21 protein-coding genes and 1 tRNA gene are annotated in these 26,991 nt (G+C 69.0%); 14 read left to right on the top strand and 8 right to left on the bottom strand.

All coding sequences use genetic code 11. From position 1 onward, the window contains the following. Nucleotides 1–252: 252 nt before the first annotated feature. The 4 genes from FKD65_RS18810 to FKD65_RS18795 are packed head-to-tail and all read left to right on the top strand — an operon-like array spanning nucleotide 253 to nucleotide 7,748. On the top strand, nucleotides 253–1,998 hold the full coding sequence (locus tag FKD65_RS18810) for a class I SAM-dependent DNA methyltransferase (protein WP_141578737.1): 1,746 nt from the start codon (nucleotides 253–255) through the stop codon (nucleotides 1,996–1,998). Then, nucleotides 1,995–3,209 (top strand): restriction endonuclease subunit S, encoded by a 1,215-nt coding sequence (locus tag FKD65_RS18805; protein WP_141578736.1) that lies wholly within the window; start codon nucleotides 1,995–1,997, stop codon nucleotides 3,207–3,209. Before FKD65_RS18810 ends, FKD65_RS18805 begins: the two co-directional genes overlap by 4 nt. Continuing rightward, a complete protein-coding gene (locus FKD65_RS18800; RefSeq protein WP_141578735.1) occupies nucleotides 3,209–6,346 on the top strand; it encodes a type I restriction endonuclease subunit R in 3,138 nt (1,045 codons plus the stop codon). The genes FKD65_RS18805 and FKD65_RS18800 overlap by 1 nt, the downstream gene beginning before the upstream one ends. A 40-nt stretch (nucleotides 6,347–6,386) precedes the next feature. Next, entirely contained in the window at nucleotides 6,387–7,748 is a 1,362-nt protein-coding gene (locus tag FKD65_RS18795) for a hypothetical protein (RefSeq protein WP_141578734.1), read from the top strand. Between the two features lie 674 nt (nucleotides 7,749–8,422). Here FKD65_RS18795 and FKD65_RS18790 read toward each other — a convergent pair. From FKD65_RS18790 to FKD65_RS18775, 4 genes are all read right to left on the bottom strand, one after another. After that, the gene (locus FKD65_RS18790; RefSeq protein WP_141578733.1) at nucleotides 8,423–9,715 is read right to left on the bottom strand and encodes a nucleotidyltransferase; all 1,293 of its coding nucleotides are present in this window, start codon (nucleotides 9,713–9,715) and stop codon (nucleotides 8,423–8,425) included. 2 nt (nucleotides 9,716–9,717) lie between these two features. Beyond that, the gene (locus tag FKD65_RS18785) at nucleotides 9,718–10,317 is read right to left on the bottom strand and encodes an SLATT domain-containing protein (protein ID WP_240810235.1); all 600 of its coding nucleotides are present in this window, start codon (nucleotides 10,315–10,317) and stop codon (nucleotides 9,718–9,720) included. A 546-nt stretch (nucleotides 10,318–10,863) separates the two neighbouring features. Next, nucleotides 10,864–10,939 (bottom strand) — tRNA-Lys (locus FKD65_RS18780). 44 nt (nucleotides 10,940–10,983) lie between these two features. Then, nucleotides 10,984–12,270, bottom strand: a complete 1,287-nt coding sequence (locus FKD65_RS18775) for a cytochrome P450 (RefSeq protein WP_141578731.1) — start codon at nucleotides 12,268–12,270, stop codon at nucleotides 10,984–10,986. A 24-nt stretch (nucleotides 12,271–12,294) separates the two neighbouring features. Here FKD65_RS18775 and FKD65_RS18770 point away from each other — a divergent pair, with 24 nt between their 5' ends. Together FKD65_RS18770 and FKD65_RS18765 are read left to right on the top strand one after the other, a co-directional pair. Beyond that, complete coding sequence (locus FKD65_RS18770; RefSeq protein WP_141578730.1) at nucleotides 12,295–12,693, top strand: PaaI family thioesterase; 399 nt, start codon at nucleotides 12,295–12,297, stop codon at nucleotides 12,691–12,693. Between the two features lies 1 nt (nucleotide 12,694). Then, nucleotides 12,695–13,384, top strand: a complete 690-nt coding sequence (locus tag FKD65_RS18765; protein WP_141578729.1) for a dienelactone hydrolase family protein — start codon at nucleotides 12,695–12,697, stop codon at nucleotides 13,382–13,384. 21 nt (nucleotides 13,385–13,405) lie between these two features. On the opposite strand, the gene FKD65_RS18760 is transcribed toward FKD65_RS18765, so the two are convergent. Continuing rightward, nucleotides 13,406–16,129 (bottom strand): LuxR family transcriptional regulator, encoded by a 2,724-nt coding sequence (locus FKD65_RS18760; RefSeq protein WP_141578728.1) that lies wholly within the window; start codon nucleotides 16,127–16,129, stop codon nucleotides 13,406–13,408. Between the two features lie 114 nt (nucleotides 16,130–16,243). Between FKD65_RS18760 and FKD65_RS18755 the strand changes: the two genes are divergently transcribed. Beyond that, the gene (locus FKD65_RS18755; RefSeq protein WP_141578727.1) at nucleotides 16,244–17,314 is read left to right on the top strand and encodes an alkene reductase; all 1,071 of its coding nucleotides are present in this window, start codon (nucleotides 16,244–16,246) and stop codon (nucleotides 17,312–17,314) included. 175 nt (nucleotides 17,315–17,489) lie between these two features. On the opposite strand, the gene FKD65_RS18750 is transcribed toward FKD65_RS18755, so the two are convergent. After that, nucleotides 17,490–18,083 carry a C40 family peptidase gene (locus tag FKD65_RS18750; protein ID WP_240810234.1) on the bottom strand — a complete coding sequence of 198 codons (594 nt, stop codon included), beginning with the start codon at nucleotides 18,081–18,083 and terminating at the stop codon, nucleotides 17,490–17,492. A gap of 654 nt (nucleotides 18,084–18,737) precedes the next feature. Here FKD65_RS18750 and FKD65_RS18745 point away from each other — a divergent pair. The 4 genes from FKD65_RS18745 (at nucleotide 18,738) to FKD65_RS18735 (ending at nucleotide 21,850) form a co-directional block, all read left to right on the top strand. Beyond that, nucleotides 18,738–20,111 carry a family 1 glycosylhydrolase gene (locus FKD65_RS18745; protein ID WP_141578726.1) on the top strand — a complete coding sequence of 458 codons (1,374 nt, stop codon included), beginning with the start codon at nucleotides 18,738–18,740 and terminating at the stop codon, nucleotides 20,109–20,111. Nucleotides 20,112–20,189: 78 nt separating this feature from the next. Beyond that, entirely contained in the window at nucleotides 20,190–20,804 is a 615-nt protein-coding gene (locus FKD65_RS18740; RefSeq protein WP_240810233.1) for a nucleotidyltransferase family protein, read from the top strand. Between the two features lie 30 nt (nucleotides 20,805–20,834). Next, nucleotides 20,835–21,092 (top strand): BON domain-containing protein, encoded by a 258-nt coding sequence (locus FKD65_RS44950; protein WP_240810232.1) that lies wholly within the window; start codon nucleotides 20,835–20,837, stop codon nucleotides 21,090–21,092. Beyond that, entirely contained in the window at nucleotides 21,089–21,850 is a 762-nt protein-coding gene (locus tag FKD65_RS18735) for a metallophosphoesterase (RefSeq protein WP_141578725.1), read from the top strand. Before FKD65_RS44950 ends, FKD65_RS18735 begins: the two co-directional genes overlap by 4 nt. A 17-nt stretch (nucleotides 21,851–21,867) precedes the next feature. On the opposite strand, the gene FKD65_RS18730 is transcribed toward FKD65_RS18735, so the two are convergent. Together FKD65_RS18730 and FKD65_RS18725 are read right to left on the bottom strand one after the other, a co-directional pair. Continuing rightward, complete coding sequence (locus tag FKD65_RS18730; RefSeq protein WP_141578724.1) at nucleotides 21,868–22,899, bottom strand: DNA topoisomerase IB; 1,032 nt, start codon at nucleotides 22,897–22,899, stop codon at nucleotides 21,868–21,870. Nucleotides 22,900–22,987: 88 nt separating this feature from the next. Then, nucleotides 22,988–23,836, bottom strand: coding sequence for an SDR family oxidoreductase (locus FKD65_RS18725; RefSeq protein ID WP_141578723.1), 849 nt, complete (start codon nucleotides 23,834–23,836; stop codon nucleotides 22,988–22,990). A 161-nt stretch (nucleotides 23,837–23,997) separates the two neighbouring features. On the opposite strand from FKD65_RS18725, the gene FKD65_RS18720 reads away from it, so the two are divergent. From FKD65_RS18720 to FKD65_RS18710, 3 genes are all read left to right on the top strand, one after another. Continuing rightward, a complete protein-coding gene (locus FKD65_RS18720) occupies nucleotides 23,998–24,771 on the top strand; it encodes an SDR family NAD(P)-dependent oxidoreductase (RefSeq protein ID WP_141578722.1) in 774 nt (257 codons plus the stop codon). A gap of 8 nt (nucleotides 24,772–24,779) precedes the next feature. Next, nucleotides 24,780–25,544: a crotonase/enoyl-CoA hydratase family protein gene (locus FKD65_RS18715; RefSeq protein WP_141578721.1), complete on the top strand. Its 765-nt coding sequence runs from the start codon at nucleotides 24,780–24,782 to the stop codon at nucleotides 25,542–25,544. A 196-nt stretch (nucleotides 25,545–25,740) separates the two neighbouring features. Next, entirely contained in the window at nucleotides 25,741–26,817 is a 1,077-nt protein-coding gene (locus FKD65_RS18710; protein ID WP_141578720.1) for a hypothetical protein, read from the top strand. Nucleotides 26,818–26,991: the final 174 nt, after the last annotated feature.

Below are 26,991 nucleotides of genomic sequence, written 5' to 3'. Positions count from 1 at the left end.
CCGATAGCGTGCAGCCTGTCCGAGGCGGAGTTCTGCCTGATCTCTCGTTGCCCGCGTATTGTGTCGGCCCCCTCCGCTACGGTACGGGCGGGCCTAACATTCCGCTTGACTCACCAACCCATGCGAGACCGGGGCGCGTAAGGATGGCTTCATGACGCCCCGTCAGCGGACGTATGTTGCCTTTGGGGAGGGTGACTTCCCCAGCGGGGCTGGCACAGCCATGCACGTTGAGTGATCCTCGTGAGGAGCCTTGTGAGCACGCTCGGTAGTTTCATCTGGTCGATCGCTGACCAGCTTCGGGGGCCCTACCGCCCCAACCAGTACGGGAACGTGATCCTCCCGTTCACGATCCTCCGACGCCTCGACTGCATCCTGGAGCCGGACCGCGAGACTGTCCGGGAACTGGCTGCGGCATACGAGAACCCGAACCGGCTCCGGATCGAGGTCAAGAAGGCCACTGGCCGTCCGTTCTACAACACCTCGAAGTACAGCTTCGCCAACCTGCTGCAGGACGCGGACGGGCTCGAGGACAACCTCGTCGACTATGTCGACCGGTTCTCCGCCGATGTCGATGTGTTCGAGTACTTCGACTTCAAGAAGGAGATCATCGCCCTGGAGAAGGCCGGTCTCCTGCGAGAAATCGTGAAGTCCTTCGGCGCCGTCGACCTGCACCCCGATGTCGTGTCCAACGCCGACATGGGTGACGCGTTCGAGTACATCATCCGCAAGTTCAACGAGGCCGCGAACGAGACCTCTGGTGACCACTACACGCCGCGCGATGCGATCCGGCTGCTGGTCGACCTGCTGTTCGCCGAGAAGGACGCCGACCTGACCGAGGCAGGAATCGTCCGCACGCTCTACGACCCCACCGCCGGCACCGGCGGCATGCTCGCCCTGGCCGAGGAGCACCTGCTCGCGCAGAACCCGGACGCCCGGCTGAGGCTGTTCGGCCAGGAGTACAACCCCCAGTCGTACGCGATCTGCAAGTCCGACCTGCTCGCCAAGGGCCACGACGCGTCCAACATCGCCTTCGGCAACACGCTCACTGACGACGCCTTCAAGGGCCGCCAGTTCGACTTCTGCATGTCCAACCCGCCGTACGGCGTCGACTGGAAGCAGTACGCCAAGGCCGTCACCAAGGAACGCGACGCCGCCGGCCCGTACGGCCGATTCGCGCCGGGCCTGCCCTCCACCTCAGACGGGCAGATGCTGTTCCTGCTGCACCTGGCGCACAAGATGCGCGCCCCCGAGGACGGCGGCGGCCGGGTCGGGATCGTTATGAACGGTTCGCCGCTCTTCAACGGCGCCGCAGAGTCCGGCCCGTCGAATATCCGCAGGTGGCTTCTGGAGAACGACTTGGTCGAGGCGATCGTGGCTCTGCCGACTAACATGTTCTTCAACACCGGCATCGCTACCTACATTTGGATCCTCGACAACACTAAGCACCCCGACCGCAGGGGCTTGGTCCAGCTCATTGACGGCAGTTCGTTCTGGACGAAGATGCGCAAGAATCTCGGCAGCAAGAACCGCGAACTCAGCGACACTGATCGCGCAAAAGTGCTCCGTCTGTACGCCGACTTCACCGACGCCGATCCGAACTTCTCGAAGGTGCTGCGTAATGACGAGTTCGGTTACTGGGCCATTACCGTTGAGCGTCCATTGCTGGGTGAGGACGGCAAGCCGGTTGTGGATCGCAAGGGCAAGCCGAAGCCCGACTCCAAGAAACGCGACACCGAGAACGTGCCCTTTACCTATGGCGGCTCGACCGCCGGACCTGCGGGAAAGGTCGAGGTCATCCAGCTGTACTTCGACACTGAAGTAAAGCCTCACGTATCTGACGCCTGGATCGACTGGGGCAAGGTCAAGACGGGTTACGAGATCCCTTTCACCCGCCACTTCTACAAGTACGTGCCGCCCCGACCCCTCGCCGAAATCGACGCTGACTTGGAGAAGCAGGTAGCCAAGATCATAGACCTGCTGAAGGATGTGGAAGGATGACACCTGCACGGGAGATGGGGTCCACAAGGATCGGCTGGTTGCAAGGGCTCGCCCTTCCGCTTGACTGGTCCGAGTCGAAACTGAAGTACATCGTGCCAGGAATGCAGGCAGGGGAGGCAATAACCGCCGATTCGATTGAGTCAACGGGGACCTATCCAGTCTATGGCGGCAACGGTCTCCGCGGCTACACCGAGGCGAAGACCCACCAAGGAACATGCATCCTGATCGGGCGGCAGGGTGCGTTGTGCGGCAACGTGCATCTTGTGTCGGGTGACTTCTGGGCATCGGAGCATGCGATCGTTGCGCGCCCTACGGCCACGGTCGAAGCTCGCTGGCTTGCTTATCTCCTACAGGTGATGAATCTCGGGCAGTACTCCCAAACAGCTGCACAACCTGGCATCGGAACAGCGCAGCTCAACACCCTGGCTGTCCCTGTTCCGCCCTTCCAAGAGCAGCGCGCCATCGCCGACTACCTCGACCGCGAGACCGCCCGCATCGACACGCTAATCGACGAGGAACAACACCTCATCAAGCTTCTTCGTGAGCGACGAACTGCCGTTATCGCGCACGCAACCTCGAACGGCGCGCAAGTAGAGTTGCGGAGGGTCATTGAGACGATTCGTCAGGGCTGGAGTCCCACTTGCGAGAGTTGGCCAGCGGATGGCCTCTCGGAGTGGGGTGTCCTGAAAGTCGGATGTGCCAATACCGGACGCTTCGATCCTGCGGAGAACAAGAGGCTCCCTGACGACGAGGCTCCGCGGCCAGAGTTTGCGGTTCGGCGGGGTGAACTCGTTATGTCTCGTTCAAACACTAAGGACCTGGTAGGAGCCGCTGCCGTAGTCGATGGCGACTACCCACGGTTGCTTCTTTCGGACCTCACCTACGCCATCTCCCTGACAGTTGACGCGGATCCGTCGTTCGTCGCCTATGCACTTGCCTCGCCAAGCATGCGAGTACAAATCAGTGCGGCATCGAAAGGCATGAGCCACTCGATGCAGAAGATCTCCCAGCGGGACATTCGCGAACTGGTTGTGAAGCTTCCGGCCGTCGATGAACAGCGCCGTCTCGCAGACCACTTGGATGAGCAGACTGCAAAGATCTCTCAACTCATCGAAGAGACAGAGCGGTTCATCGAACTCGCTCGTGAGCGCCGAGTGGCCCTGATTGCGGCCGCCGTCACGGGCCAGATCGACGTACGCGAGGTGGCCTGATGGCTGACCACAAGGAGGCTGTCTTTGAAACCGAGATTTGCGAGTACCTCACGGCTAACGGCTGGCTGTACTCGACCAACGACAACGGTTATGACCGGGAGCGGGCGCTGTTCCCCGAGGACCTGTTCGCGTGGTTAGAGGCGACCCAGAAGCTGAGGTACGAGAAGGCGTTGAAGGCAGCCGGATCTCGGTCTAAATTCCTCGACGTGCTGAGCACGGCCCTCGATAAGCCGCTGGAGCACGGTGGCGGGATGCTGAGTATCCTGCGAACCGGGGTGCAGTACATCGGCGGTGGCCGGTTGAAGATGGCGCAGTTCCGGCCGGAGACGAACCTGAACGCGACAACGAACGCAGACTATGCGGCGATGCGGGTCCGGGTGATGCGTCAGGTGCATTTCTCGACGGCCGATCAGCGCAGCATCGACCTGGTGTTCTTCGTCAACGGGCTCCCGGTCGCGACGGTGGAGCTGAAGACCGACTTCACCCAGTCGCTGAACGAGGCGATCCAGCAGTACCGCAAGGAGCGCAACCCGCTGACCAACGGTCGGCGGGAGCCGCTGCTGTCGTTCGGGCACCGGGCGCTGGTCCACTTCGCGGTCTCCAACGACCTTGCCGCGATGACCACCCGGCTGGAGGGTGAGAAGACGCAGTTCCTGCCGTTCAACACCGGCTTCGATGAAGGCGCCGGGAACCCGCCCGGTGCGGACGGGAGGTCGGCGACGGCGTACCTGTGGGAGCGGGTCTGGGAGAAGCACGCCTGGCTCAACATCATTGGCCGGTTGATGATCGTGGAGACCAAGGAGGAGTGGGACGTCTCCACCGGCACATCGGTGCGTCGTACGAGCATGCTGTTCCCCCGGTTCCATCAGTGGGAAGCGGTCACGAACATCGTGGCCGCCGTGGCTGAGGAGGGGGTCGGCCAGCGCTACCTGATCGAGCACTCCGCGGGGTCGGGGAAGACGAACACGATCGCCTGGACGGCGCACCGTCTCGCCCGGCTGCACGTCGACGACGAGAAGGTTTTCGACTCGGTCATCGTGGTCGTGGACCGCACGGTGCTCGACGGGCAGCTCCAGGATGCGATCCGGCAGATCGACGGCAGCAGGAAGATCGTCGCGACGATCAGCCCCGAGGACGTACGTAAGGCCGGTGCGAAGTCCAAGTCCGGCCTGCTGGCCCAGGCGCTAAAGAACGGCGAGTTGATCATCGCGGTGACGGTGCAGACCTTCCCGTACGCACTCGACGAGATCCGGGCCAACGCCGGCCTGAAGGGCAAGCGATTCGCCGTCATCGCTGATGAGGCGCACTCCTCACAGTCGGGGCAGATCTCCTCGAAGCTGAAGCAGGTCCTGACCGCCGAGGAGATCAAGGAGATCGAGGACGGCGGCCCGGTCGACGTCGAGGCGGTCTTGGCCGCGGAGATGGCCGAGCGGGCCGATTCGGAGAACATCTCCTACTTCGCCTTCACCGCGACGCCGAAGAACAAGACCCTGGAGCTGTTCGGCCGCAAGGGGCCGGACGGCAAGCCGGTCGAGTTCCACCTGTACTCGATGAAGCAGGCGGTCCAGGAGGGTTACATCCTCGACGTGCTCAAGGGTTACCAGTCCTACGAGACCGCGTTGAAGATCGCCGGCAAGGCCGAGAGCGGCGACGGTGGCCAGGTCGAGGAGTCGGCCGCGCGCAAGGGGCTGATGCGGTGGGTACAGCTGCACCCGACCAACATCAGCCAGAAGGTGCAGATCATCGTCGAGCACTTCCACACCAACGTCGGCCACCTGCTGGAGGGCAAGGCGAAGGCGATGGTCGTCACCGACTCGCGCAAGGCCGCGGTGAAGTACAAGAAGGCGATCGACGCCTACATCGCCAAGCGGGCCGCCAAGGACGCGTCGTACAACTACCAGACCCTGGTCGCTTTCTCCGGATCGGTGCCAATGGCCGAGAACGAGGAGTGGAGCAAGGACTGGGGGCCGACGCCGTCCAAGGATGACGAGTTCACCGAGGCCACCATGAACCCCGGAGCGGGCACCGACCTGGCCGCGGCGTTCAAGGGCGAGACGTACAAGATCATGCTGGTTGCCAACAAGTTCCAGACCGGCTTCGACCAGCCGCTGCTCTCGGCGATGTACGTCGACAAGAAGCTCTCCGGGGTGACCGCCGTGCAGACGCTCTCCCGGCTCAACCGCACCCACCGCACCGCCGGCGGAGAGCAGAAGACCAAGACTTTCGTCATCGACTTCGCCAACAAGCCCGACGACATCAGGGCCGCCTTCGAGCCGTACTTCACCAACGCCACCCTGGAGACCGAGACCGACCCGTACATCGTCGTCCACCTCGCGAACAAGCTCGCCCAGGCGGGGATCTACACCGAGGAGCAGGTCCGCCACGTCGCTGAGCTGTGGGTCACCCGCAAGGGCAACAATGCGCTCTCGGCGGCGATCAGCCCCGCCCAGCACGACTTCCGGCGCCGCTACGCGGCAGCGATCGAGGCCGAGGACAAGGTCACGCTCAACACCCTCGACCTCTTCCGCAAGGACGTCTCCACCTATGTCCGGCTGTATGACTTCATGAGCCAGATCGTCGACTACGGCGACCCGTTCATGGAGATGCTCTCGATCTTCCTCCGGCTCCTGGAGAAGGTCATCGCCGAGTCCTCCTGGAGCGCCGACGTCGACCTCTCCGACGTGGTCCTGGTCGGGGTGAAGCACACCAAGAAGATCGCCGTCAACATCTCGCTGACCGGAGACGGCGAGTTGAAGGCGATCAGCTCAGCAGGTACCGGCGTCAAGAAGGAGCCGAAGTACGTCGCGCTCCAGGTCGTCATCGACAAGATGAACGACCTCTTCGGCGCCGACTCGTTCGCCGAGTCCCAGATTCGGGAGTTTGTGCAGGGCCTCGTACAGCGCCTGCTCGCCGACCCGGACCTGGTCCAGCAGACCCGGGTGAACTCGAAGAAGCAGTTCATGGAGTCGCAGGACTTCCAGTCCGCCGTCACACAGGCCATCACCGACAACCAAGAGGCGCACAACACCATGGCCGACTACTTCTTCACCGACGGCCCTGCGATCCCCAGCGTCATCGTGGCGCTAGCCGACGCATTCTATGAGGCCGCTATCGACGAGGCAGCAGGTCGGCTTTGAGTTGACCACAGCGAGCGGCGGTGAATGGGAGAATTCCCCCATGCCTGATGAACATGTGAGCTCCGACGACTCGGGCTCCGGCCGCTCCGCACTGGACACCGGCATGGTCCCTCTCGGGGAGCGTGCCCTCCGAAGCATCCTGGGCCACGTGATTGCCGTCGGCGACGAGGCCGAGACTACCTACCTGGAGGTCAAAAGCAGCCTCGACGTCAAGAGCAAGGTCGGCACCGCGAAGGTCGCCAAGTTCCTGCTCGGCGCTGCCAACCGTCGTCCGCAGGAGGCCGCTCGGCACTTCCACGGCTACGCAGTGCTTGTCATCGGGGCAGAGAAGGGCAAAGCGCCCGGGGTGGACCGAGGCGTCGAGGCCCATGAGCTCGAGGATCGACTCCGCCCCTACCTCGGGCCGCAGTTCCCGGCGTTCGAGTTCGGGAGGGTCGGCGTGGGCGCCGACAAAGAGGTGCTGTTCGTTATAGCCCAGCCACCGCAGGAAGGGCAGACGATCTTCCCATGCCACAAGAATTTCCAGGGGGAAGACCGCCGCGACAACCTTGAGGACGGCGCGATCTACGTGCGGGGCACCAGCAACACGCGGCCTGCCCGCTCTGGAGAAGTTCTGGCCCTTGTCGAACGCGCCCGTGGCAGTGGGAAGCCGCCGATCGATCTCGAGGTGGAGGTGCTCGGCTCGATCTGCAGGGTCGATCGTGTGGAAGAGGTCTTGGAGAGCCTGCGCGACTACCAAGAGGAGCAGTTCAGCAGGCAGCCGGAGTTCGCGGAGGACACCTCCGCCTTGGCAACGATCCGGCTGGCCTCGAGCGTCTTCGGCAGTCCAAGAGCGCTGTCGGCTGCGGAGCGGGAGGCAGCCCTGGCCGTGTGGCGGAATGGGAAGACCGAGCACATTGCGAAAGGTCGCGAGCACTTTTTGGGTGTCGGGTTGTCGGGTGTTGGTGTCCGCGTGGTCAGCCGCGACAGGTTTGTCGCCAAGCCGCACCTGATTGTGACTTTCCATGGCTGTGAACTGTTCGATCACCTCGATCCGGGAGACGCCGACTTCGAGAAGGCAGTCGAACCCGTACTACGATCGCATGATCCTTTCCAGCCCGCGGTGGACTACTCTAGCCTTCGACTACTCCCACGCGACTATCCCGTAGCTTGGGGCAATCGCGGCGAGGACGCCGAAGTCGTGCTAACTCCGGAGTCGTTCCGTCCAAACATGCCGTGGACGAGCGACCAGGACGACTACGTGATCGTCACGAGGGATCCCCAGGTCAGCTCAGTGGAAGTCACCTGGGTCCTCACCGAGGACGGCAACGATGCCGTGACCAGCGGCGAGTTCCGGGTGCCGACCGGGGAACGCATCGACGCGGCCGACCTATTCAAAGCGGTGTTCCCCAGCGGAGACTGACGCTACGGACCTGACCGTCCATTCAGCCTGAACGGGAGAATGGGCGGTTAATGCCCCGACGAGATCCGCTTCCTCCGAGAGGGACGGCGACTGCGCGGCGGCGACCTCCAGGCGGAACGCTCGCGCGCGGCAGAGCCGCTACGGACCTCGAGGTCGGCGACGACGCGCCGCCGGGGGTTCTTCTGGCCAGCCCCGGCCACTGTCGATCACGGCGGCCACACGGAGTCGACCGACGAGGCCACACGGAAGCGACCGCGGATGCACGGCCACCACCAGACGCCTGGACGCGGCCGACCCGGATCGCTCGTTACGGGGGCGTCATGGACGGTCGAGTGCGGAGAGGCGAGCCCCCGTCAGCCTGACCCGCAGCGGAGCACGCGGACGACGAGTCGCTGCAAGCCGACCTCGAGCGCGTCGAATTCCAGCCGAGGACGTCGAGGAAACGCACAGGATTCGTGCGGCGAGGATCTTCGAGTTTGTTGCGGTGATGGCGCACGACCAGAACTACGCGTTCCCGAGGGAGTCCTACGGGTGCCGATTGGGGCCGAGGAGTCGGCCAGGCGGCTCCACCGCGCAGCATCTGCTCGTCGACGCCGAGGTGTGGGCGTCGGCCGTGCGTGCCGCGCGGGCCGGAGGCAGGCTGGGGCATCGACGCCCCGAAACGGGGGATGAGGCTAGGTCCCCCTCGTGTTGCTGATTGGTACGTCCATGCGGTCGCGAGCGACGACGACGCCGTCCTTGATGACGAAGCACTCCACGACGTGGTCGCCTCTGAAGTCGGAGTGCTCCACCCGGGTGTTCGGACCGCTTGCGTCGACGATCTGGCCCCGGACCATGTTCCGGCGCTCGGCCTCCGGGCCGCGGTTGAGCACCTTCCACTTCAGCGTGTACGGAGGCTCGACGCTGCAACTGGTAACGATGAACTTCAGGCTCCTGTCCGCCATGAGCGGCGCCTTGGTGCGCAGCATCTCCCGCAGCCTGGTCGGCCTCCAGCCGTTCTGGGTGACCTCGCAGTCGATGTCGACCGACTCAGTGATGTCGACCGGGTAGAGGTCCTCGATGAACTGCTCGGTGTCCCTGGATGCCAGGGACGCCTCGCTGACGGCCAGCGGCACGGACGTCCCGAAGACCTCGCGCCACTTCTTGTTGGCAGCGGCCTTGCCCTTGTCCGCGATGCCCTCGAGGACGTTGTTGTACGCCTTCTTGGCCTTCGGCTGGAACCGAGCCTTGGCCTTCACGTGCTGGTTGCTGCCCAGCGCGAGGTAGTAATTCTTGTCGGGCTCGTCCTTGAGGAACTCGAAGAAGTCGCGGGCCATGAGGTCGAACGAGCCCGTACCTGCCGAGTCGTAGTCGTCGGTCTGTGAGAAGAAGTTGTGTACCAGGGTGTCGATGAGCAGGCCGCCCATATTCACTCCGTTGGCGTTCTTCCACGCTCGGGTCATCCTCGCCAGGTGGCGCATGTTCGTCGAGGTGCGGTCGTTGCACTCCTTGGTCGCGCTGATCTCAGCGCGCGGCTTGGTGACCTTCCAGTCCTCGGCGACCGTGTCTGGGTAGTCGAAGCTGCCGTCGTCGTTCTGGAAGGCCGGCTGGACCTCGAACTTGAAGGCGTTGCTGGTGAACCGCGCCCGCACGACGCACTGGTCGACGCGGATGTCAGTCTTGGGGTAGCGCGCCTTCAGGGCGTCCCTGACTCTGTTGAGGATCCTCCGCGGGCCCGTGTCGCTGGCGTAGGCGGAGCGGAGCCCGGGCGGGAGGATGAAGATCATGTCCAGGTCGGACACGCCCTTGATGGCGGTGTGCCGACCGTATGAGCCCACCATGAGTCTGTAGTCGGTGCATCCGTCCTTGGCCCTGAAGTCCTTGTTCAGCGCTTTTGTGATCTCGTCCCTGCGGGAGGCGACCGCGGCGGCGGCATCGCCGACCTTGAGGTTTTCGAGCACTGTGTCGAAGATCTCCGAGGTCTTCATGATCAGCCCTCGCCTTCGTCGAGCCGGAGCGCCTCGGGGAGGAAGAGGTCGATCTCGCGGGAGGTGAACGTCATCTCCTCGTTGCGCTGCAGTCCCTCGCTGGCCCGCTGGAAGGCCTTCGGGCTCGTCCTGGGCGCGTCGGTGTACGCGTCGCGCGTGGCCCGCTGGAGTTCGTCGCGGCGCTCCCTGGCCTCCGCGTCGGAGGCGGTGCCGGACATCAGGTCGGCGATGAGCGAGATGTAGGACTCCCGGACGTCCCACAGCTGAGAGGCGATCCTGCGATGGGCGTCGGACTCCTCTTCGAACTTGAAGGTCTTCGCGCCGAGGCTCATGGCAGCGACTAGGAGCGCGATGAACGAGGTTGCGAGGCTGGTTAGCGCCGGGTTCCCCAGCGCGCCGACCACCGCGGCCAGGAAGGTGCCGGAGCCGATCGCCGTGAGGACGGTCAGCGCTGCATGCTGCAGCCTGTGGCGGCGGAAACAGATGTCTGCCTGCTTCTCGTGCGTCTTGTGGCTGTACACCACTCGCCCGAATGCTTCGCGCACCTGCGCGAACAGGTACGGATCGCAGGCCAGCGCCGCTTCCGGCTCCTCGTTCAACACGCTCCGATCGCTCGGCCAACATCGGGAAGTGCACCAGTCAGCAGTCGATCGGCCTCCCGACTCCGCAGTGCACAGGGCTCTGAGTATGGCGGTGACCTCCGACATTCGGAGCGGCGCGAATGCGGCTCACCGAGGTCCGGGCTCACGCCAGATCCCGCGCTCTCTGGGATTTTGGGAGCGGGAGGCGGGCAATCTGGCCATGGGCCGAAGGCGTGCCATCGCCAGTGTCATGTTCTTGACCGCGGTCACTCATCAGGACCGCCTTGGTGTGGAGGGCTCGATGGTGCCGCCCGCGCCGGGGTGCGAGCCTGCGGACTCACGCCCGCGGAGGTGCGTTACTGACTGCTCTGGCAGCCCTGGCCGCCGGTCCTGTGGGCGACATTACCGGCTTGGGCGGGCGGAGAGTTTCCGGTTCGAGGCGCTACCAAGGGTGACGCAGGGCCCGGGCCGAGCCGCCGAGCTGCCACCGAGCAGCCACGGGGACGAACCGGGGCATGTCCGGCAGGGGACGAACCGGGCATCTTCTGTGTTTTCCCCGGTCAGGGGTGGTGGGTCGCGTGGGACTCGAACCCACAACCTACGGATTAAAAGTCCGGAGCTCTGCCAATTGAGCTAGCGACCCGTCTCGGCAAGGGTACCGAGATCGGCGGGGGGTTCGCGACGGGGTTAGGGGGCGGGGGCCAGGTGGACGGGGAGGTGCTTCAGGCCGTTCTGGAAGTTGGAGGCCAGGCGGACGGGGGTGCCGGTGAGGGTGACGTGGTGGGGGAGGAGTTCGCGGAAGACGGCGCGCATCTGGGTGCGGGCGAGGTGGGCGCCCAGGCAGAAGTGGGGGCCGAAGCCGAAGCTGACGTGGTCGTTGGGGGTGCGGGCGACGTCGAAGCGGTCGGGGGAGGGGAAGACGGTCTCGTCGCGGTTGGCGGAGGCGTGGTAGACGACGACCTTGTCGCCGGGCTCGATCTTCCGGCCGCCGAGTTCGACGGGCGCCGTGGCGGTGCGGCGGAAGTCCATGACCGGCGGCCAGTAGCGCAGCATCTCCTCGACCGCGGACGGCAGGAGGGACGGGTCGGCGCGCAGGCGGTCGAGTTCGGCGGGGTGGTCGAGGAGGGTGAGGAGGCCGCCCGGGATGCCGTTGCGGAGGGTTTCGTTCCCGGCGACGGCGAAGAGGAAGAACATGTTCTCGAACTCGTGGGCGGTGAGGCCGCCTTCGAGCATGCGGGACATGATGTCGCCGGACGGGTGGGAGCGCTTCTCGGCGGCCAAGGCGTGGGCGTAGGCGAACATGTCGGCCAGGGCCGTGTAGGAGCGCGGGTTGATGGGACGGCCGTCCGGGCGCACGGTCGCGGTCGTCCGGTACTTCATCGCCTCGCGGGCCATGGGGGTCATCGAGGCGGCGTCGGCGGTGGAGAGGCCGGCATAGTCGGGGTCCTGGTAGCCGATGACGCGGGACGCCCAGTCGTAGAGGAGGCGGCGGTCGGCGTCGGGGACGCCCATGATGTGGGCCAGCGTCCAGACGGGGAGGTCGGCGGCGAGCTCGACGAAGTCGGTGTCCTCGCCGAGGGCGGAGGCCACGAGGGTCCGGGCCCGCTCGTTGATCGTGTCCTCCAGGGCGCGGACCGCCCGGGGGGTGAACGCGGCGGCCACGATGCGGCGGAGGCGGGAGTGGTCCGGCGGGTCCTGGTTCAGCATCATCGCGCGGACGAAGGCGAGGTCCTCGGGGGTGTCCGGGTCGCGGATCTGGGTGGCGCCGAGGTTGGAGGAGAACAGCTCCGGGGAGCGCAGGACGTGCTTGACGTCGGCGTGCCGGAAGACCGCCCAGTAGCCGGGGCCGGCGGGCCAGGGGCCGACGGCCGGTTCGCCGACCCGGGCGACCGGTGCGGACGCGCGGAGCTCGGCGAAGGTCCCGTAGGGGACCCCGGCCGCGTAGGTGCCGGGCAGGAAGATCTCCTCGTGCATGCCCTCAGCGTGCATCATGACGGGGTGACGTTGAAGCCTGAAGAGATCCTCCGTGACAACTTCGCGCCCTGGGTGCTCGATCTGGGCCTCGTCCCCGAGGAGGTGGGGGAGGGGACGGCGGTGCTGCGGCTGCCCTGGTCCGACCGGCTCGCCAGGGAGGGCGGCGCGCTGTCGGGGCAGGCGCTGATGGCGGCCGCCGACACGGCGGTGGTGCTGGCGGTGTCGGGGGCCAAGGGCGGCTTCGTGCCGATGACGACGGTGCAGCTGAGCACGACGTTCCAGCGGCCGGTGACCGGACGGGACGTGCTCGTCCACGCCGAGCTGTCGAAGCTGGGCCGGACGATGGCGTTCGCGGAGATCGACATGACGGCCGACGGCCGGACCGTCGCGCATGCCAGCGCGGTTTACGCCATCATCGGCTGACATGACGCATATCGAGAAGGTCGTCGTTCCGGACGGTGAGTTCGACCTGCGGGTCTGGGGGACGCGCGGGCCCGGTGTCCTGCTCCTCCAGGAGATCTTCGGTGTGGGCGAATACATGGAGGCGGTCGCCGAGGACCTGGTCGCGCTGGGTTACGTCGTGGCGGCTCCCGACATGTTCTGGCGGATCGAGCCGAACTGGACGACCGCGCACAACGAAGAGGCCCTGCCCAAGGGGATGTCGATGGTCTCCCAGTTCGACTGGGGGAAGGGCGTGCCGGACGCGGTGGCGGCTCTGGGGGTCCTCAAGGGGCTGCCAGAGGTGGGCAAGGTGGGGGTCCTGGGGTTCTGCTTCGGCGGGACGCTCGCATACCTGGTGGCGGCCAACGCCGAGGCCGATTCCGTTGTCTCGTTCTACGGGTCGGGTGTGCCGGGCATGCTGGATCAGCTGGACGCCATCCAGGCCCCAACGCAGTTCCACTTCGGCGGTGACGACGCCTACATCTCCCGTGAGGACGTCGCCAAGGTGGAGCAGGCCGTAGGGCAGAAGGACCACATGGAGATCCACGTCCAGGAGGACGGGGGCCATGCGTTCCACAACCGCAAGGCGCCGATGTTCTACCAGCCGGAGCCTGCCGCGCGCGCTTGGCGGCTCACCGAGGAGTTCCTCGCGAGGACCCTTCCCGTCACGTAACGGGCAGGCAGTGGGCGGCGTCTAGGGCGGCGTCCACTGCGGGGCCCCCGAGGTGGCGGGCTCCGGGATGAGGCGGGACAGCTCCTTGCGCGAGGAGATCCCCAGCTTGGGATACGCCTTGTAGAGGTGGTACTCGACCGTGCGGGGGCTGAGGAACAGCTGGGCCGCGATGTCGCGGCTGCTCGTCCCCTCCGCCGCGAGCCGGACGACCTGGAGTTCCTGCGAGGTGAGGCGGTCCAACAGGTCGGGGGCCGCCGGTGCCGACGCCGTGCCGGCCTCGCCGGTGGCCCGTAGTTCGGCGAGCGCGCGGTCGAGCCAGGGGGCGGCACGGAGCCGCTCGAAGATCTCGGCGGCGGAGCGGAGCGGGGCCCGGGCGTCCGACCGTCGCCGGGTGCGGCGCAGCCATTCGCCGTAGAGGAGTTCCGTGCGCGCCCGCTCGAACGGGCGCGTCGACCGGTCGTGGAGCCGCACGGCCTGGACGAACGGCTCCTCGGCGTCGTCGAGGAGCGCCTCGCACCGGAGCGCGACGGCCAGGGCCCACGGCTGCTTGCTCGTCTCGGCCCAGGCGGACAGCTCCTCGTACGCGGCGCGGGCCCGTTCCGGACGTCCCGCGCGGACGGCCGCCTCGACCAGGTCGGCCGCGGAGAGCATGTCGTCCGCGCCGGACCTGCGGGGTCGGCGGTCGGTGTCCAGGCCGCGCAGCGCGTCGTCGTGGCGGCCGAGGCCGAGGTGGAGCAGGCCGCGCGCGGCGGCGAGCGGCCGCGCGTCCGGAACGGGGGCCATGATGGCCAGCTCGCGCAGCCGGACCTCGTCGCCCTCGATCGCCGCGGCCCGGGCCAGGACGGCGCCGAACCGTCCCTCCGCGTCCGGCAGGCCGGTGTCGCGGGCGAGCGCCACGGCCTCGGACGCGGTGGACTCGGCGTCGGTGTGCAGTCCCGCCGCGAGCTGGGCCTGCGCCAGCGTCCGCAGGGCGGCCGGGAGCGCACCGATGAGGCCCTGCCCCCGGAGGCGGGCGACCTCGATGGCGGCCAGGTCGAGGGCGGCCTCGTCGTCGCCCAGGATCAGGGCGAGACGGGCCGCTTCGACGCCGTCTCCGTCGTCGGCCTGACCGAGGCCGCCCGCGCTCCCGGCCGCGCCGAGCGCGCCGGCGCGGGCCTCGGCGACCACCCCGGCGAGCAGCGGCAGGCCCTGGGCGTGGTCGCCGTCCGCCAGCAGGGCGAGGCCGCGCAGCGCCTCCTCGCCGGGAAGCAGCGCGGCCGCGCGGTGCAGGGCGGGCGCCTCCCCGGCCGTCCAGGCGTAGCCGGCGGCGGCGCGGAGCATCGCGGGACGGTCGGCGGCCGCCGCGCGGGACGCGTGCTCGACCAGCATGCGGGCGGCGAGGCGGGGGTCACCGCGCTCGTACTCGACGGCGGCGAGGACGCGTCCGAGCCGCGCGTGCCCGGCCGGGTCGGCGGTGAGCTTCGCGGCCCGCGCGGCGAGGTCGCCGGCCTGGTCGGGCCGCCCGGCCCGCAGGCTCGCGGCGGCCGCGGCGCCGAACCGGGAGGCGCGCGCGGCGGGATCCGGCGACAGCTCCGCGGCCTGCCGGTACAGGGCGGCGGCGGACCCGTACGCGGCACGGTCGCGGGCGCGTCCGGCGGCGGCGGCGACGTCGGCCGCGACGTCCTCGTCCGGGGCGAGCGCGGCGGCGGCCCGGTGCCGGGCGCGGCAGCCGGGGTCGTCGGCCGCGTCGGCGAGCGCCCGGTGGACGGTGAGGCGCCGCGCGGCGGGCGCGCCCTGGTAGGCGGCGGCCCGGATGAGCGGGTGGCGGAAGGCGACCGTCCGCCCGGTCACCTCGACCAGCCTGGCGCGCTCGGCCTCCGCGAGGTCGTCGAGCCCGACGCCGAGCGCGCCGGCGGCGGCGAGCATGCTCGGCATGTGCCCGCGGCCCTCGGCCGCGGCCACCAGCAGCATCAGCCGCGCGCTGTCGGTGAGCCCGCCGATCCGGGACTGGAAGGACGCGATGACACGGTCGGTGACCGGGAGCGGGTGCGGGCCGTCCGGCGCCTCGTCCCCGGTCGCGGCGAACTCCAGCAGCGCGAGGGGGTTCCCGGCCGATTCAAGCAGGACGCGCTCGCGGGCGGAAGGCGACAGGCGGCGGTCGGCGAGGACCCGCTCGGCGTCGTCGCGCTCCAGCCTGCCCACGACCAGTTCCGGCAGCCCCGTGCCGGTGAACGCCTCGTCCCTGGTGGCGAACAGCATCACCACCCCTTCGGCGCCGAGCCGTCTGGCCGCGAACAGGAGCGTCTCCTGCGTCGCGGTGTCGAGCCAGTGGGCGTCGTCGACCAGGCACAGCACCGGACCGTCCTGATCGGCGATGTCGGCGAGGAGCGTGAGCACGGCCAGGCCGATGGTGAAGCGGTCCTGGACGGGGTCGGTGCCGCCCGAAGCGGGGCTCTCACGTCCCAACGCGATGCAGAGCGGGGACGCCTGCGGGGCGGGCAGCGCGTCGACCCGGTCGCGGACGGGCCAGAGCAGCTGGTTGAGGCCGGCGAAGGCGATGCCCGTCTCCGCCTCGATCCCGACGACCCGGAGCACGCGCGCGCCGGTCCCGTCCTGGGGAAGGAGCGCCGCGGCACCGTCGAGCAGCGCGGACTTGCCGATGCCCGCCTCGCCGCGCAGCACGAGGGCGCCGCTGCGCCGCCGGTCGCGCGCGGCGGCGACGAGCGCGGCGATCCGCTCCTGTTCGGTTCTCCGCCCGTAGAGCACGTCTCCAAACTACGGGGCCCACTACCGAAACTGTACGGATTCGCCCCGCACCTCCGGGCTCCTAGCGTCATGACCAGTGCGAACAATGCCGCCGCTGATCGCTAGGAGGACGTGATGGACGAACTGTTCGAGCCGCTGCGGGTCGGGAAGCTGGATCTGCCCAACCGGCTGGTGATGGCGCCGATGACCCGCAGCCGGGCCGCGGCGGGCGGCCTGGCGACCCCGCTGACCGCCGAGTACTACGCGCAGCGGGCCGCCGCCGGGTTGATCGTCACCGAGGGGACGCAGCCGAGCGTTCGGGGGCAGGGGTACGTCGACACCCCCGGGCTGCACTCGGAGGAGCAGGTGGCGGCGTGGCGGGCGGTGACGGACGCCGTGCACGCCGAGGGGGGCCGCATCTTCGCCCAGCTCATGCATGCCGGCAGGGTCGGGCACCCCGTCCTGTACCCGGACGGCGGGCTGCCGCTGGGGCCCTCGCCGATCGCGACCGGGGAGCGGCTGTTCACCCCGGACGGGATGCTCGACCACCCCGTGCCTCGCGAGATGACCCGGGAGGACATCGCGCAGGCCCTCGAGGAGTTCGCGGACGCGGCCCGCAACGCCGCCGAGGCCGGATTCGACGGGGTGGAGCTGCACGGCGCCAACGGGTACCTGATCAACCAGTTCCTCGCGGACGGCAGCAACCGGCGGACGGACGAGTACGGCGGGACGGCCGAGAACCGCGCCAGGTTCGGGATCGAGGTCGCGCGGGCGGTCGCCGGGGCGATCGGCCCGGAGCGGGTCGGCTTCCGCGTCTCGCCCGGCACGACCGCGGGCGGCGTGAGCGAGAGCGACACGCCGGAGCTGTACTCGGCGCTGGTCGCGGGCCTGGCGCCGCTGGGGCTCGCATACCTGCACGTCATGGAGCACGACCGGGAGCAGACCCGGCGGATCCGCGGCGAGTGGCCGGGGACGCTGATCCTCAACCCGCACCCGCTGCCCGGGCCGGCTTCGGGGACGCCGGAGGCCGGCGTCGACGCGCTGCGGGAGGGCCTCGCGGACGCGGTGGCGTTCGGGCGGCTCTGGCTGTCGAACCCGGACCTGCCCGCCCGCATCAGGGTCGGCGGCCCGTACAACGAGGCCGACCCTGCGACCTTCTACGGCGGCGACCGGCACGGCTACACCGACTACCCCGTCCTCGCCTGACCCCCAGAGCCCGAACCCGCGAGGGCCGAACGCGCGAGGGCCGAACGCGCGAGGACCCCGGCACCGGGGGGTGCCGGGGTCCTTTACGCGTCCGCCGCCGCGGCGGGAAGGCGGGGGTTCACACCGCGGCGGCGCACCGGTCCCCGAGACGGGGCCGGGGCGGCGGACCGGCCGATCAGCCGGGCCGGACCGCGCCGTGGAAGTTGCGCTTGTAGTAGCCGTTCAGCTTGATCTTCTTGACGCGCTTGCCGGAGCTCGGCGCGTGGATCATGTAGCCGTGGCCGACGTAGATCCCCATGTGGGTCCTGCCGCCGTAGAAGAACAGCAGGTCACCCTTGACGGCGCCCTTCCAGGACACCTTCTTGTGGACGGCCTTGTAGATCTGCTGGGTGGTCCGGGGGAGCTTCACCCCGGCCTTGCGCCAGGATCCTCCGGCGAGCCCCGAGCAGTCCCACGAGCCGGGGCCGGTGCCGCCGTAGCGGTAGGGGTCGCCGATCTGCTTCGCCGCGTACTTCACGGCGTAGTTCGCGCGCTTCCTCTGCTTGGCGATCCGGGCCTGCTTGGCGCTGACCTTGCTGGTCACCGCAGTGCTGGTCAGCGTGGTGCTGGTCAGCGTGGTGCTGGTCAGCGTGGTGCCGGTCAGCGTGGTGGTCGCCGGCGCGGCCGGTGCCGCCGCGCGCGTCGCCCGCTGGGTAGTGGCCGACGCGGGGCCGGCCACCAGGACGGACGCGCCGAGCGCGGAGGTCGTGGTCAGCACGAGCCCGCCCACGGTCAGTCCGGCCTTCAGGGGGTTTCGAGGGGTATGCAGAATGTCTCCAGACTTCGCGGTCGATGCCTACCGGGCAGCCGTCACCCCACCGGATTTATCGGTGGGTTCGGGATACCGCGACCGATTTCGCAGCGTCATTGGCGGAGAACGCTGGGAATGGTGGCCGCTTCCGGTTCCGTGCCTCTCGACTGCACGGATTCGGCGTCCGACGACGGCTTCCGGGCGAGGTCCCTGGGAGGGACGACCTGGGGGTCCGCGCCGGCCTCCCCACAGGTGGCCGGGCGCGCCGCCGCCGCGCGTCGGGGTGCGTGTTCTGTTATTCCTCGCGGCCAGATTGCCGCATGAACCGAGCAGGAAGCTAGCCAGTGCCCGGCAGGTCCGGCAAACCGCGCCGCCACCATCCCGTGGTGGCGGCGGTCCGTTTGAGACTGCGGTCCAGCGCCCTGCCAGCGACGGTAAATGATGCCTTTCATGAATTGTGAGGTGAGTCACAGGCCGCCAAGTAATTGGCGATTCCTTAATTGATCTGTGATTCGCGGCACTGCCGGGAGTGCCGCGGGGTTGCCGGATCTGGCCGTGTCCGGCCATTGACGGGGGCCCGTGCGGCACCTGTGATGCGAAGGAGATTCATGTCCCGCCCCCGGAGGGAGCCCCGTGTCCGGCAGGTCCCGCAGAGCACGCCCCGCCCATCTCCTCTCGGCCCTCACCCTGTCGGTCGCCCTCGCGCTGACCGCCGCGTCCCCCGCCACCGCGTCCCCCGCCGCACCCCCCACCGCCCCCGCCACCGCCAAGTTCCCGCCCGGCTTCATGTGGGGCGTCGCCACGTCCGGCTTCCAGAGCGAAGGCTCGTTCCCCGACAGCAACTGGACGAGGTACGCCGACCGCAAGGCCTCCGGCGTCACCGACCCGTACGGGAACTCCGTCGACTTCCGGAACCGCTACCCCGGCGACCTGAAGCTCGCCCAGGGCCTCGGCGCCAACGTCTTCCGGACGTCCATCGAGTGGGCCCGCGTAGAGCCGCGCCGCGGTCAGCGCGATCCCGAGGCGCTCGCCTACTACGACGACCTCGTCCGCCGGATCAAGGCGGACGGGATGCGCCCGATGCTGACGCTCGACCACTGGGTCTACCCGGGCTGGGTGGCCGACCAGGGCGCCTGGGACAACCCCCGGACGCAGGAGGACTGGCTCCGCAACGCCCGCTTCATCGTGGACAGGTACAAGGGCCAGGGCGTCGTCTGGATCACGTTCAACGAGGCGAGTTCCTACATCTACAAGGAACTGGCTGCCCGTCCGATGGACCTCGGGCAGATGCTGAAGATGCGCGACGCCCTCATCAGGACGCACCGCGCCGCCTACGACATGATCCACGCGGTCGACCCGGGCGCCCCGGTGTCGAGCAACGTCGCCTACGGGTCCCCCGTCAACGGCATCTTCGACGCGGCCCTGTTCAACGACGCGACCGACAAGCTCGACTTCATCGGCATCGACTACTACTACGGCGCCAACCTGCAGAACGGGACCGCGGCCTATGCGCTGATGGGCGAGTTCTGGAAGATCGACCCCGAGCCGGAGGGCCTGTACTACGTCCTCAAGAACTACCAGCGGCGGCTGCCGAAGCTGCCCATCTACATCGTCGAGAACGGCATGTCGACCGACAACGGCAAGCCGCGCCAGGACGGCTACACGCGCTCCGACCACCTGCGCGACCACATCTACTGGATCCAGCGCGCGATGGCCGACGGCGTGAAGATGATGGGCTACAACTACTGGAGCCTCACCGACAACTACGAGTGGGGCAGCTACCGGCCGCGGTTCGGCCTCTACACGGTGGACGCGCTGACCGACCCGTCCCTCGCGCGCCGTCCGACCGACGGCGTCCCGACCTACCGGTCGATCATCGCGAACCGGGGCGTCCCCGCCGGATACGTGCCGGTGCGCAAGCCCGGCTGGTGCTCGGTCGAGGACCCCGTGGCCACCTGCTTCGGCACGACGCCCACACCCCCCGCCGCCTACCGCCTCGCGGAATGAGGGCGCGGGCATGACACGCCCGTCCACGGGTACCGCCACGGCGACCCCTAGTGAGCGGGAGTGCATGTGGTGGAGGACGTGCGGACACAGCCGCAAGCCGCGCCGCGCGGCTCGGTGAGGCCGGAGCCGGGCTCCGGCGAGGCGGCGGACGGCCTGCCGGCGACGCTGAAACGCGCCGCGGCGGCCCTCCGCGAGGCGGATGTCGGATACGCGCTGGCGGGCGGGTTCGCCGCGTACGCGCAGGGCGCGGCGGTGTCGACGCACGACGTCGACTTCGTCGTCCGGGAAGGGGACGTGGGGGCGGCCGTGGACGCGCTCACGGCCGCCGGAATGACCCACGTGGAGTGCCCGGAGAACTGGCTGGAGAAGGTCTACGACGGCGAGCACCTCATCGACCTCATCCACACCCCGTCCGGCCGCCCGGTGGACGACGCGCTGCTCGGCCGGGCCGAGGAGATGTCGGTCGAGGCGGTGTTCATGCCGGTGCTGCCCGCCACCGACCTGGTGGTCATGCGGCTGCTGGCGTTCACCGAGACGGCCTGCGAGTTCAGCGGCTTCCTGCACGTGAGCCGCGCGCTGCGCGAGCAGGTGGACTGGCGGCGGGTCGCCGCGCGGACCGCCGACTCTCCGTACGCCTACGCCTTCCTGACGCTGCTGGTCCGGCTCGGAGTCATCGAGGAGGACGTGCTGTGAGGAAGAACGTGTTGTGAGGAAGGACGTGCTGTGACGGAGAACGTGCCGGCGACGAGCGGATACCTGGCCGCGCACATCCAGGAGAGGCTGGCGACGGAGGCCCACGAGCTCGGCATCCGCGTGGACGTGCGCGGCGGCGTGGTGCACCTGCTCGGCGAGGTGGTGAGCGAGGAGCGGCGCCGGGAGGTCGAGCGGGCGGCGCGCGCGGCGGCGCAGGGGCACCGGATCTGCAACGAGGTGCACGTCGTCGCGGTGCCCGAGCCGGACGGGGAGGAGCGGATCTCATGATCAGAGTGGCGGCCGCAGGGGATCTGCACGTCGGACCGGAGGTGGCCGGGACGTACCGGGAGCGGCTGTCCGCGCTCGCCGAGCAGGCGGACGTGTTCCTGGTGGCGGGCGACCTGACCAGGCACGGGACGGTCGAGGAGGGCCGGGTCGCGGCGGGCGAGCTGCGCGACCTCGGGGTGCCGGTGGTCGCCGTCCTCGGCAACCACGACTACCACTCGGGCGCCGAGGAGGAGATCGCCGAGGTGCTGCGGGACGCCGGCGTGACCGTCCTCGAAGGCGACGGGACGGTCCTGGACTGCGGCGGCGCGCGGCTCGGCGTCGCGGGCGGCAAGGGGTTCGGCGGCGGCTTCGAGGGCCACAGCGCGAGCGACTTCGGAGAGCCGGAGATGAAGGCGTTCGTCCGGCACACCAAGGACTTCTCCGGCCGCCTCGCCGCCGCGCTCCAGGCTCTGGACGCCGACATCCGGATCAGCCTGACGCACTACTCGCCCGCGGAGGACACCCTGGCGGGCGAGCCCCCGGAGATCCACGCCTTCCTGGGCAGCTACCTGCTGGGGGAGGCGGTGGACGCGTCGGACGTCGCGCTGGCGATCCACGGCCACGCCCACAAGGGCACCGAGAAGGGCCTCACGTCCGGCGGGGTGCGGGTGCGGAACGTGGCGCTGCCGGTGATCCAGCACGCCTACGCCATGTACTGCCTGGACGTCCCGGACGGCACCGAGCCGGAGTTCGCCGCGGAGCGCGTCTCCGCCTGGTGAGGGGCGCCTGACGAGCCTCAGGACGCCGCGCGGAGCAGGCCGAGGACGGCCTGCTCCGCCGGCCCCTGCGTCGCCAGCTCGCCCTCGGCGACGTCCACGCCGAGCCGTCCGAGGGCGCGCGCGATCGTCGTGCCCTCCTCGTACAGCTCGATGATGCGCGGGTCGATGTAGGACGCCCGCGCCACGGCCGGTGTGTTGCCGAGGTAGGAGGCGACCTCCTTCACGACGCGGACGACGGCGCGGTTGCGTGCGGTCTCGCTCTCCCCGGCGCGCACCGACACCGCGAGCCCCACGGCCGCGAGGACGGTGGCGTGCCACGTGCGGAAGTCCTTAGCGGTGAAGTCGCCTTTGGTGACCTCGCGGATGAACTCGTTGATGTCGGACGCGGTGACGTCGTGCCAGCCGGCAGGCGTCCGGTAGGCGAGCAGCTCGGGGGAGTCGTCACCGCGCCGCTTGAGCCCGGTCACCACCTTGCGGACGTTCTCCTCCGCGACCGCCTGGTAGCGCTCCTTCGACCCCTTGGCGGGGTAGTCGAAAGCGACCCGGCCGCGCCCGCAGCTCACATGCTCGCGCAGGACGGTCGCGAGCCCGAAGGTGCCGTTCTCGGCCGCGTACGCCTCCCCGCCGATCCGGAAGAACCCGAGGTCGATGAGGCGGACGGCCGCCGCGAGCACCCGCTCGCGGGTGAAGCCCCGTCCGGCCAGGTGCTCGGTCAGCCGGCGGCGGACCTCGGGCAGCCGCTCGGCCAGCTCCAGGACGTGCTCGTGCTTCTCCCGGTCGCGCTGCTCCCGCCAGGCGTCGTGGTAGAGGTACTGGCGGCGCCCCGCCGCGTCCGTCCCGACGGCCTGGATGTGGCCGTTCGGGTCGGGACAGATCCAGACGTCCTTCCACGCGGGAGGGATGACGAGCGCCTTGATCCGTGTCTTCTCCGCGGGGTCGGGGAGGGGGCGGCCGTCCAGGCCGAGGTACACGAACCCCTTGCCGCACTTCCGCCGCCCGTAGCCGGGCTCGCTCAGGTCGCTGCGTAGCAGTTCCACGTGCCGTTCCATCAGCGCAGTTCCATCGATGCAGTTGTCTGGGAGGGATGTTCGGGAGCCGTCGTCGCGGGGCGGGGCGGGGCGGGGCGGGGCCGAGCCGTCAGCCGGGGTGGATCTCCCCGCCGGCGGGCACCAGCGTCTGGCCGGTGTAGTAGGACGACTGCCGGTTGGAGGCGAAGAACACGTAGGACGGGGCGATCTCGTCGGGGTCGGCGGCGCGTCCCATCGGGGCCTGCTTCCCGAAGTCCTCGACCTTCTCCTCGTCGAACGTGGCGGGGATGAGCGGCGTCCACACCGGTCCGGGGGCGACGCAGTTGACCCGGATCTCGCGGTCCATGAGGTTCTGCGCGAGGCACGTGGTCAGCGCCATCGCGGCCGCCTTGCTGGCGGAGTAGTCGATGAGCGTCTTGTTGCCGCGCAACCCGTTGATGGACCCGGTGATGATGATGTTCGACCCGGGGCCCATGTGGTCGAGGGCCTCCTGGACGGTCCAGAACAGCGAGAACACGTTCACTTCGAACGTCCGCCGCAGCTGCGCGTCGTCGATCTCGCGGACGTCCTTCACGGGCGTCTGGGTGCCGTGGTGCAGGACGAGGACGTCCAGCCCGCCGAGGTCGCGGACGGTGTGCGTCACGATCTCGCGCGCGTGGCGCTCCTCGGCCAGGTCGCCGCCGAACGTGAAGCAGCGCCGCCCGGCGGCCTCGACGAGGCCCGCGGTGTGCCGGGCGTCGTCGTCCTCCTCCAGGTAGGTGATCGCGACGTCCGCGCCCTCCTTGGCGAACGCGACGGCGGTCGCGCGGCCGATGCCGGAGTCGCCGCCGGTGATCAGCGCGCGGCGCCCCTCCAGCAGGCCGCCGCCGGTGTAGTCGCGCATCTCGTCGCGCGGTTCGGGGGTCATGTCCCCGGTGCGTCCGGGGTAGGACTGGCTCTGTGCAGGGCGTTCACTCATGGCTGCCGCGTGCCCCTGTGCCGCGAGGGCAAACGTTCTCTATTGTGACTCCCAAGTAACATCGCCGCTCCGCAATCCGCAGGGGTGTGAGCAGAGCGCGCGAAGCCGTCTGGATAGCATCACCCCGAACCACATTCGGTCCCTCACGTAAGGTGTCGCTTATGGACCTGAACGGAGTTTCCGCCGTCGTATCCGGTGGCGCGAGCGGCCTCGGTGAGGCCACCGTCCGCGCGCTGGCCGCCGAAGGCACCAAGGTGGTCATCGCCGACCTGAACGAGGACAAGGGCAAGGCGCTCGCCGACGAGGTCGGCGGCGTCTTCGTCAAGACGGACGTCTCCAGCGAGGAGCAGGCGCAGGCGGCGGTGCAGGCCGCCGTCGACACCGGCGCCCCGCTGCGCGTCATCGTCAACAGCGCGGGCATCGGCTGGGCCTCGCGGACGGTGAACCGCGACGGCAGCCCGCACGACCTGGCGTCCTACGAGACCGTCATCCGGGTCAACCTGATCGGCACCTTCAACCTCATGCGCCTCGGCGCCGCGGCCATCTCCAAGACCGAGCCCGCCGACGCCGACGGCCTGCGCGGCGTGGTGATCAACACCGCGTCCATCGCCGGCATCGAGGGCCAGACCGGGCAGATCGCCTACTCGGCGTCCAAGGGCGGCATCATCGGCATGACGCTGCCCGCCGCGCGCGACCTCGCCGCGATCGGCGTCCGGGTCAACACCATCTGCCCCGGCATCATCGACACCCCCATCTACGGCGAGGGCGAGGCCGCGGACGCGTTCAAGGCCAAGCTCGCCGCCCCCGTCCCGTTCCCGAAGCGGATGGGCAAGGCGTCGGAGTTCGCCCACCTCGTCAAGTCCCTGATCGAGAACGACTACATGAACGGCGAGACGATCCGTTTCGACGGCGGCATCCGCTTCCAGCCGAAGTGAGGCACTGAATGACCGACGCTGTCCTGACTGAAGAAGACGGAGCGGTCCTCGTCATCACCATCAACCGCCCGGAGGCCCGCAACGCGGTCAACGGCGAGGTGGCGAAGGGGATCGCGGCGGCCGTCGACGAGCTCGACTCCCGCAAGGACCTGTCCATCGGCATCCTCACCGGCGCGGGCGGGACGTTCTGCGCGGGCATGGACCTCAAGGGCTTCCTGACGGGCGACAACCCGACCGTCGAGGGCCGCGGGTTCGCCGGCATCACCCAGCGTCCGGCGGCCAAGCCGCTGATCGCCGCCGTCGAGGGCTACGCCCTGGCGGGCGGCTGCGAGGTGGCGCTGTCCTGCGACATGATCGTCGCGGCCCGGGACGCCCAGTTCGGGCTGCCCGAGCCGAAGCGCGGGCTGGTCGCCGCGGGCGGCGGGCTGCTGCGCCTGCCGCAGCGCATCCCGTTCCACATCGCCATGGAGATCGCCCTCACCGGCGACAAGTACCCGGCGGAGCGGATGGCCGAGCTCGGGTTCGTCAACCGGCTGGCCGAGCCGGGCGGCGCGCTCGCCGCGGCCAAGGAGCTGGCCCTGAAGGTCGCCGAGAACGCCCCGCTGGCGCTCGCGGCGACCAAGAAGGTCATCGTCGAGTCCGCGGACTGGACGTCCGAGGAGGCGTGGAAGAAGCAGCAGGACATCACGCTGCCGGTCTTCATGTCCAAGGACGCGCAGGAGGGCCCGGCGGCCTTCGCCGAGAAGCGCAAGCCGAACTGGAAGGGCGAATAGCCCTCCGGATCTGAGTAGCGCTCCGGCATCGCGTCGGCACGCAGAGCGCCCGGAACTGCCCAGTTCCGGGCGTTTTGTGGTTTCTGTAGCGTCCTGATCCGGTCGCCCGAGAGGTTCCACTTACCCAGGAGTAAGTAATGCCGTACTCTGCTGTGCACGCTTGCTGTGATCTTGGGAGCTGTGGACCTTGCGACAGATGAGACGGAACGCGGTGGCGGCGACGATCGCCGCCCTCGCCTGCGCCGCCGGGACGGTCGCGGTGGCCGGCCCCGCCCAGGCCGCCGGCTGGAAGAACATCGGCAGTACGGCGCTCGCCTACAACGGCAGCCTCGACAAGGTCGACTTCGGCGCGAAGAACGCCGGATGGGCCGTCGGCGCCGCCGGTTCCTTCTTCGGCCCCGAGGCCAGGCTCGTCAAGTGGAACGGCTCGGCCTGGGTCGCCGACAAGAGCCCGGTCGGCTTCACCCCGACCGACGTCGCCGTCTCCAGCGCCAGCAAGGCATGGGTCATCGGCTACAACCTGAGCGGCACGCTCGGCCTCTACTGGAACGGCACCAAGTGGAGCCAGGTCGCCTACCCGATGGTGGGCTTCCCGACCGCCGTCTCCGCCGCCGCTGACGGCACCGCCTACTCCGTCGCGGGCGTCGACGCCGCGGCAGGCGGCCCGAGCGCCATCCTGCGCTGGACGGGCACCGCGTGGGTCGACCCCAAGGTGCCGCTTCCCGCCTCCTCGTCCATCACCGCCGTGGACGTCCGGGCCAAGAACGACGTGTGGCTCGCGGGCACGACCTCCGCCACCGGGACCTCCGTCACCGGCCTGGTGATGCACTTCGACGGCACGTCCTGGAAGAAGATCGACGTTCCCGGCTCCCTGGGCGTCCCCGGCTACCAGGGCACCCTGCACCGCATCGTCGCCAACTCGGCGACGAACGTGTACGTCCTGCGCGTCCGGCAGAACGCCCAGATCACCAACGCGATCCAGCGCTACAACGGCACGACGTGGACGACGGTCAACACGCCGCTGAACGCCGCGGGCATCGGCCTTTCGTCCGACGGCGCGTCCGGAGTCGTCATGCTCCCGATCACCACCGGGACCAAGACCCAGTACATGCACTACAACGGCACGGCGTGGACGACGCTCAACGGCCCCTCCCGGACCGGCACCGTCCAGGCGTCCGACGTGGACGCCCGCCCCGGCACCACGGGCATCATCAGCACCGGCACGGCCTCCACGCCGGACAAGAAGACCCCCTTCATCGAGTACTTCTCGTAGCCCGTCCGGCGCGGGCGGCCCGCAGCCTCGGCCGCCCGCTCCGGACGCGTTCCGACCGTGAGTTCCCGAGGACGCCCAGTTCAGGGCCCTGTCGCCACGCGGCGCGGTGGCCTGGAGCGGGTCTTCGGATTTTCTCCGCGGTGGTGTCGAATGGTGTCGAGCCCGTTCGTAGCC

This window comes from Actinomadura sp. WMMA1423, assembly GCF_006547145.1.
Lineage (GTDB): Bacteria > Actinomycetota > Actinomycetes > Streptosporangiales > Streptosporangiaceae > Spirillospora.
This window is presented reverse-complemented; position numbering and strand designations above follow the sequence as displayed.

Bases quoted from the DNA above. Each gene is read 5' to 3' on its own strand.
- FKD65_RS18720 (WP_141578722.1), top strand. From the start codon at position 23,998: ATGGACCTGAACGGAGTTTCCGCCGTCGTATCCGGTGGCGCGAGCGGC.
- FKD65_RS18715 (WP_141578721.1), top strand. From the start codon at position 24,780: ATGACCGACGCTGTCCTGACTGAAGAAGACGGAGCGGTCCTCGTCATC.
- FKD65_RS18710 (WP_141578720.1), top strand. From the start codon at position 25,741: ATGAGACGGAACGCGGTGGCGGCGACGATCGCCGCCCTCGCCTGCGCC.
- FKD65_RS18730 (WP_141578724.1), bottom strand. From the start codon at position 22,899: ATGGAACGGCACGTGGAACTGCTACGCAGCGACCTGAGCGAGCCCGGC.
- FKD65_RS18735 (WP_141578725.1), top strand. From the start codon at position 21,089: ATGATCAGAGTGGCGGCCGCAGGGGATCTGCACGTCGGACCGGAGGTG.
- FKD65_RS18765 (WP_141578729.1), top strand. From the start codon at position 12,695: ATGACGCATATCGAGAAGGTCGTCGTTCCGGACGGTGAGTTCGACCTG.
- FKD65_RS18795 (WP_141578734.1), top strand. From the start codon at position 6,387: ATGCCTGATGAACATGTGAGCTCCGACGACTCGGGCTCCGGCCGCTCC.
- FKD65_RS18790 (WP_141578733.1), bottom strand. From the start codon at position 9,715: ATGAAGACCTCGGAGATCTTCGACACAGTGCTCGAAAACCTCAAGGTC.
- FKD65_RS18775 (WP_141578731.1), bottom strand. From the start codon at position 12,270: ATGCACGAGGAGATCTTCCTGCCCGGCACCTACGCGGCCGGGGTCCCC.
- FKD65_RS18725 (WP_141578723.1), bottom strand. From the start codon at position 23,836: ATGAGTGAACGCCCTGCACAGAGCCAGTCCTACCCCGGACGCACCGGG.
- FKD65_RS18805 (WP_141578736.1), top strand. From the start codon at position 1,995: ATGACACCTGCACGGGAGATGGGGTCCACAAGGATCGGCTGGTTGCAA.
- FKD65_RS18800 (WP_141578735.1), top strand. From the start codon at position 3,209: ATGGCTGACCACAAGGAGGCTGTCTTTGAAACCGAGATTTGCGAGTAC.
- FKD65_RS18755 (WP_141578727.1), top strand. From the start codon at position 16,244: ATGGACGAACTGTTCGAGCCGCTGCGGGTCGGGAAGCTGGATCTGCCC.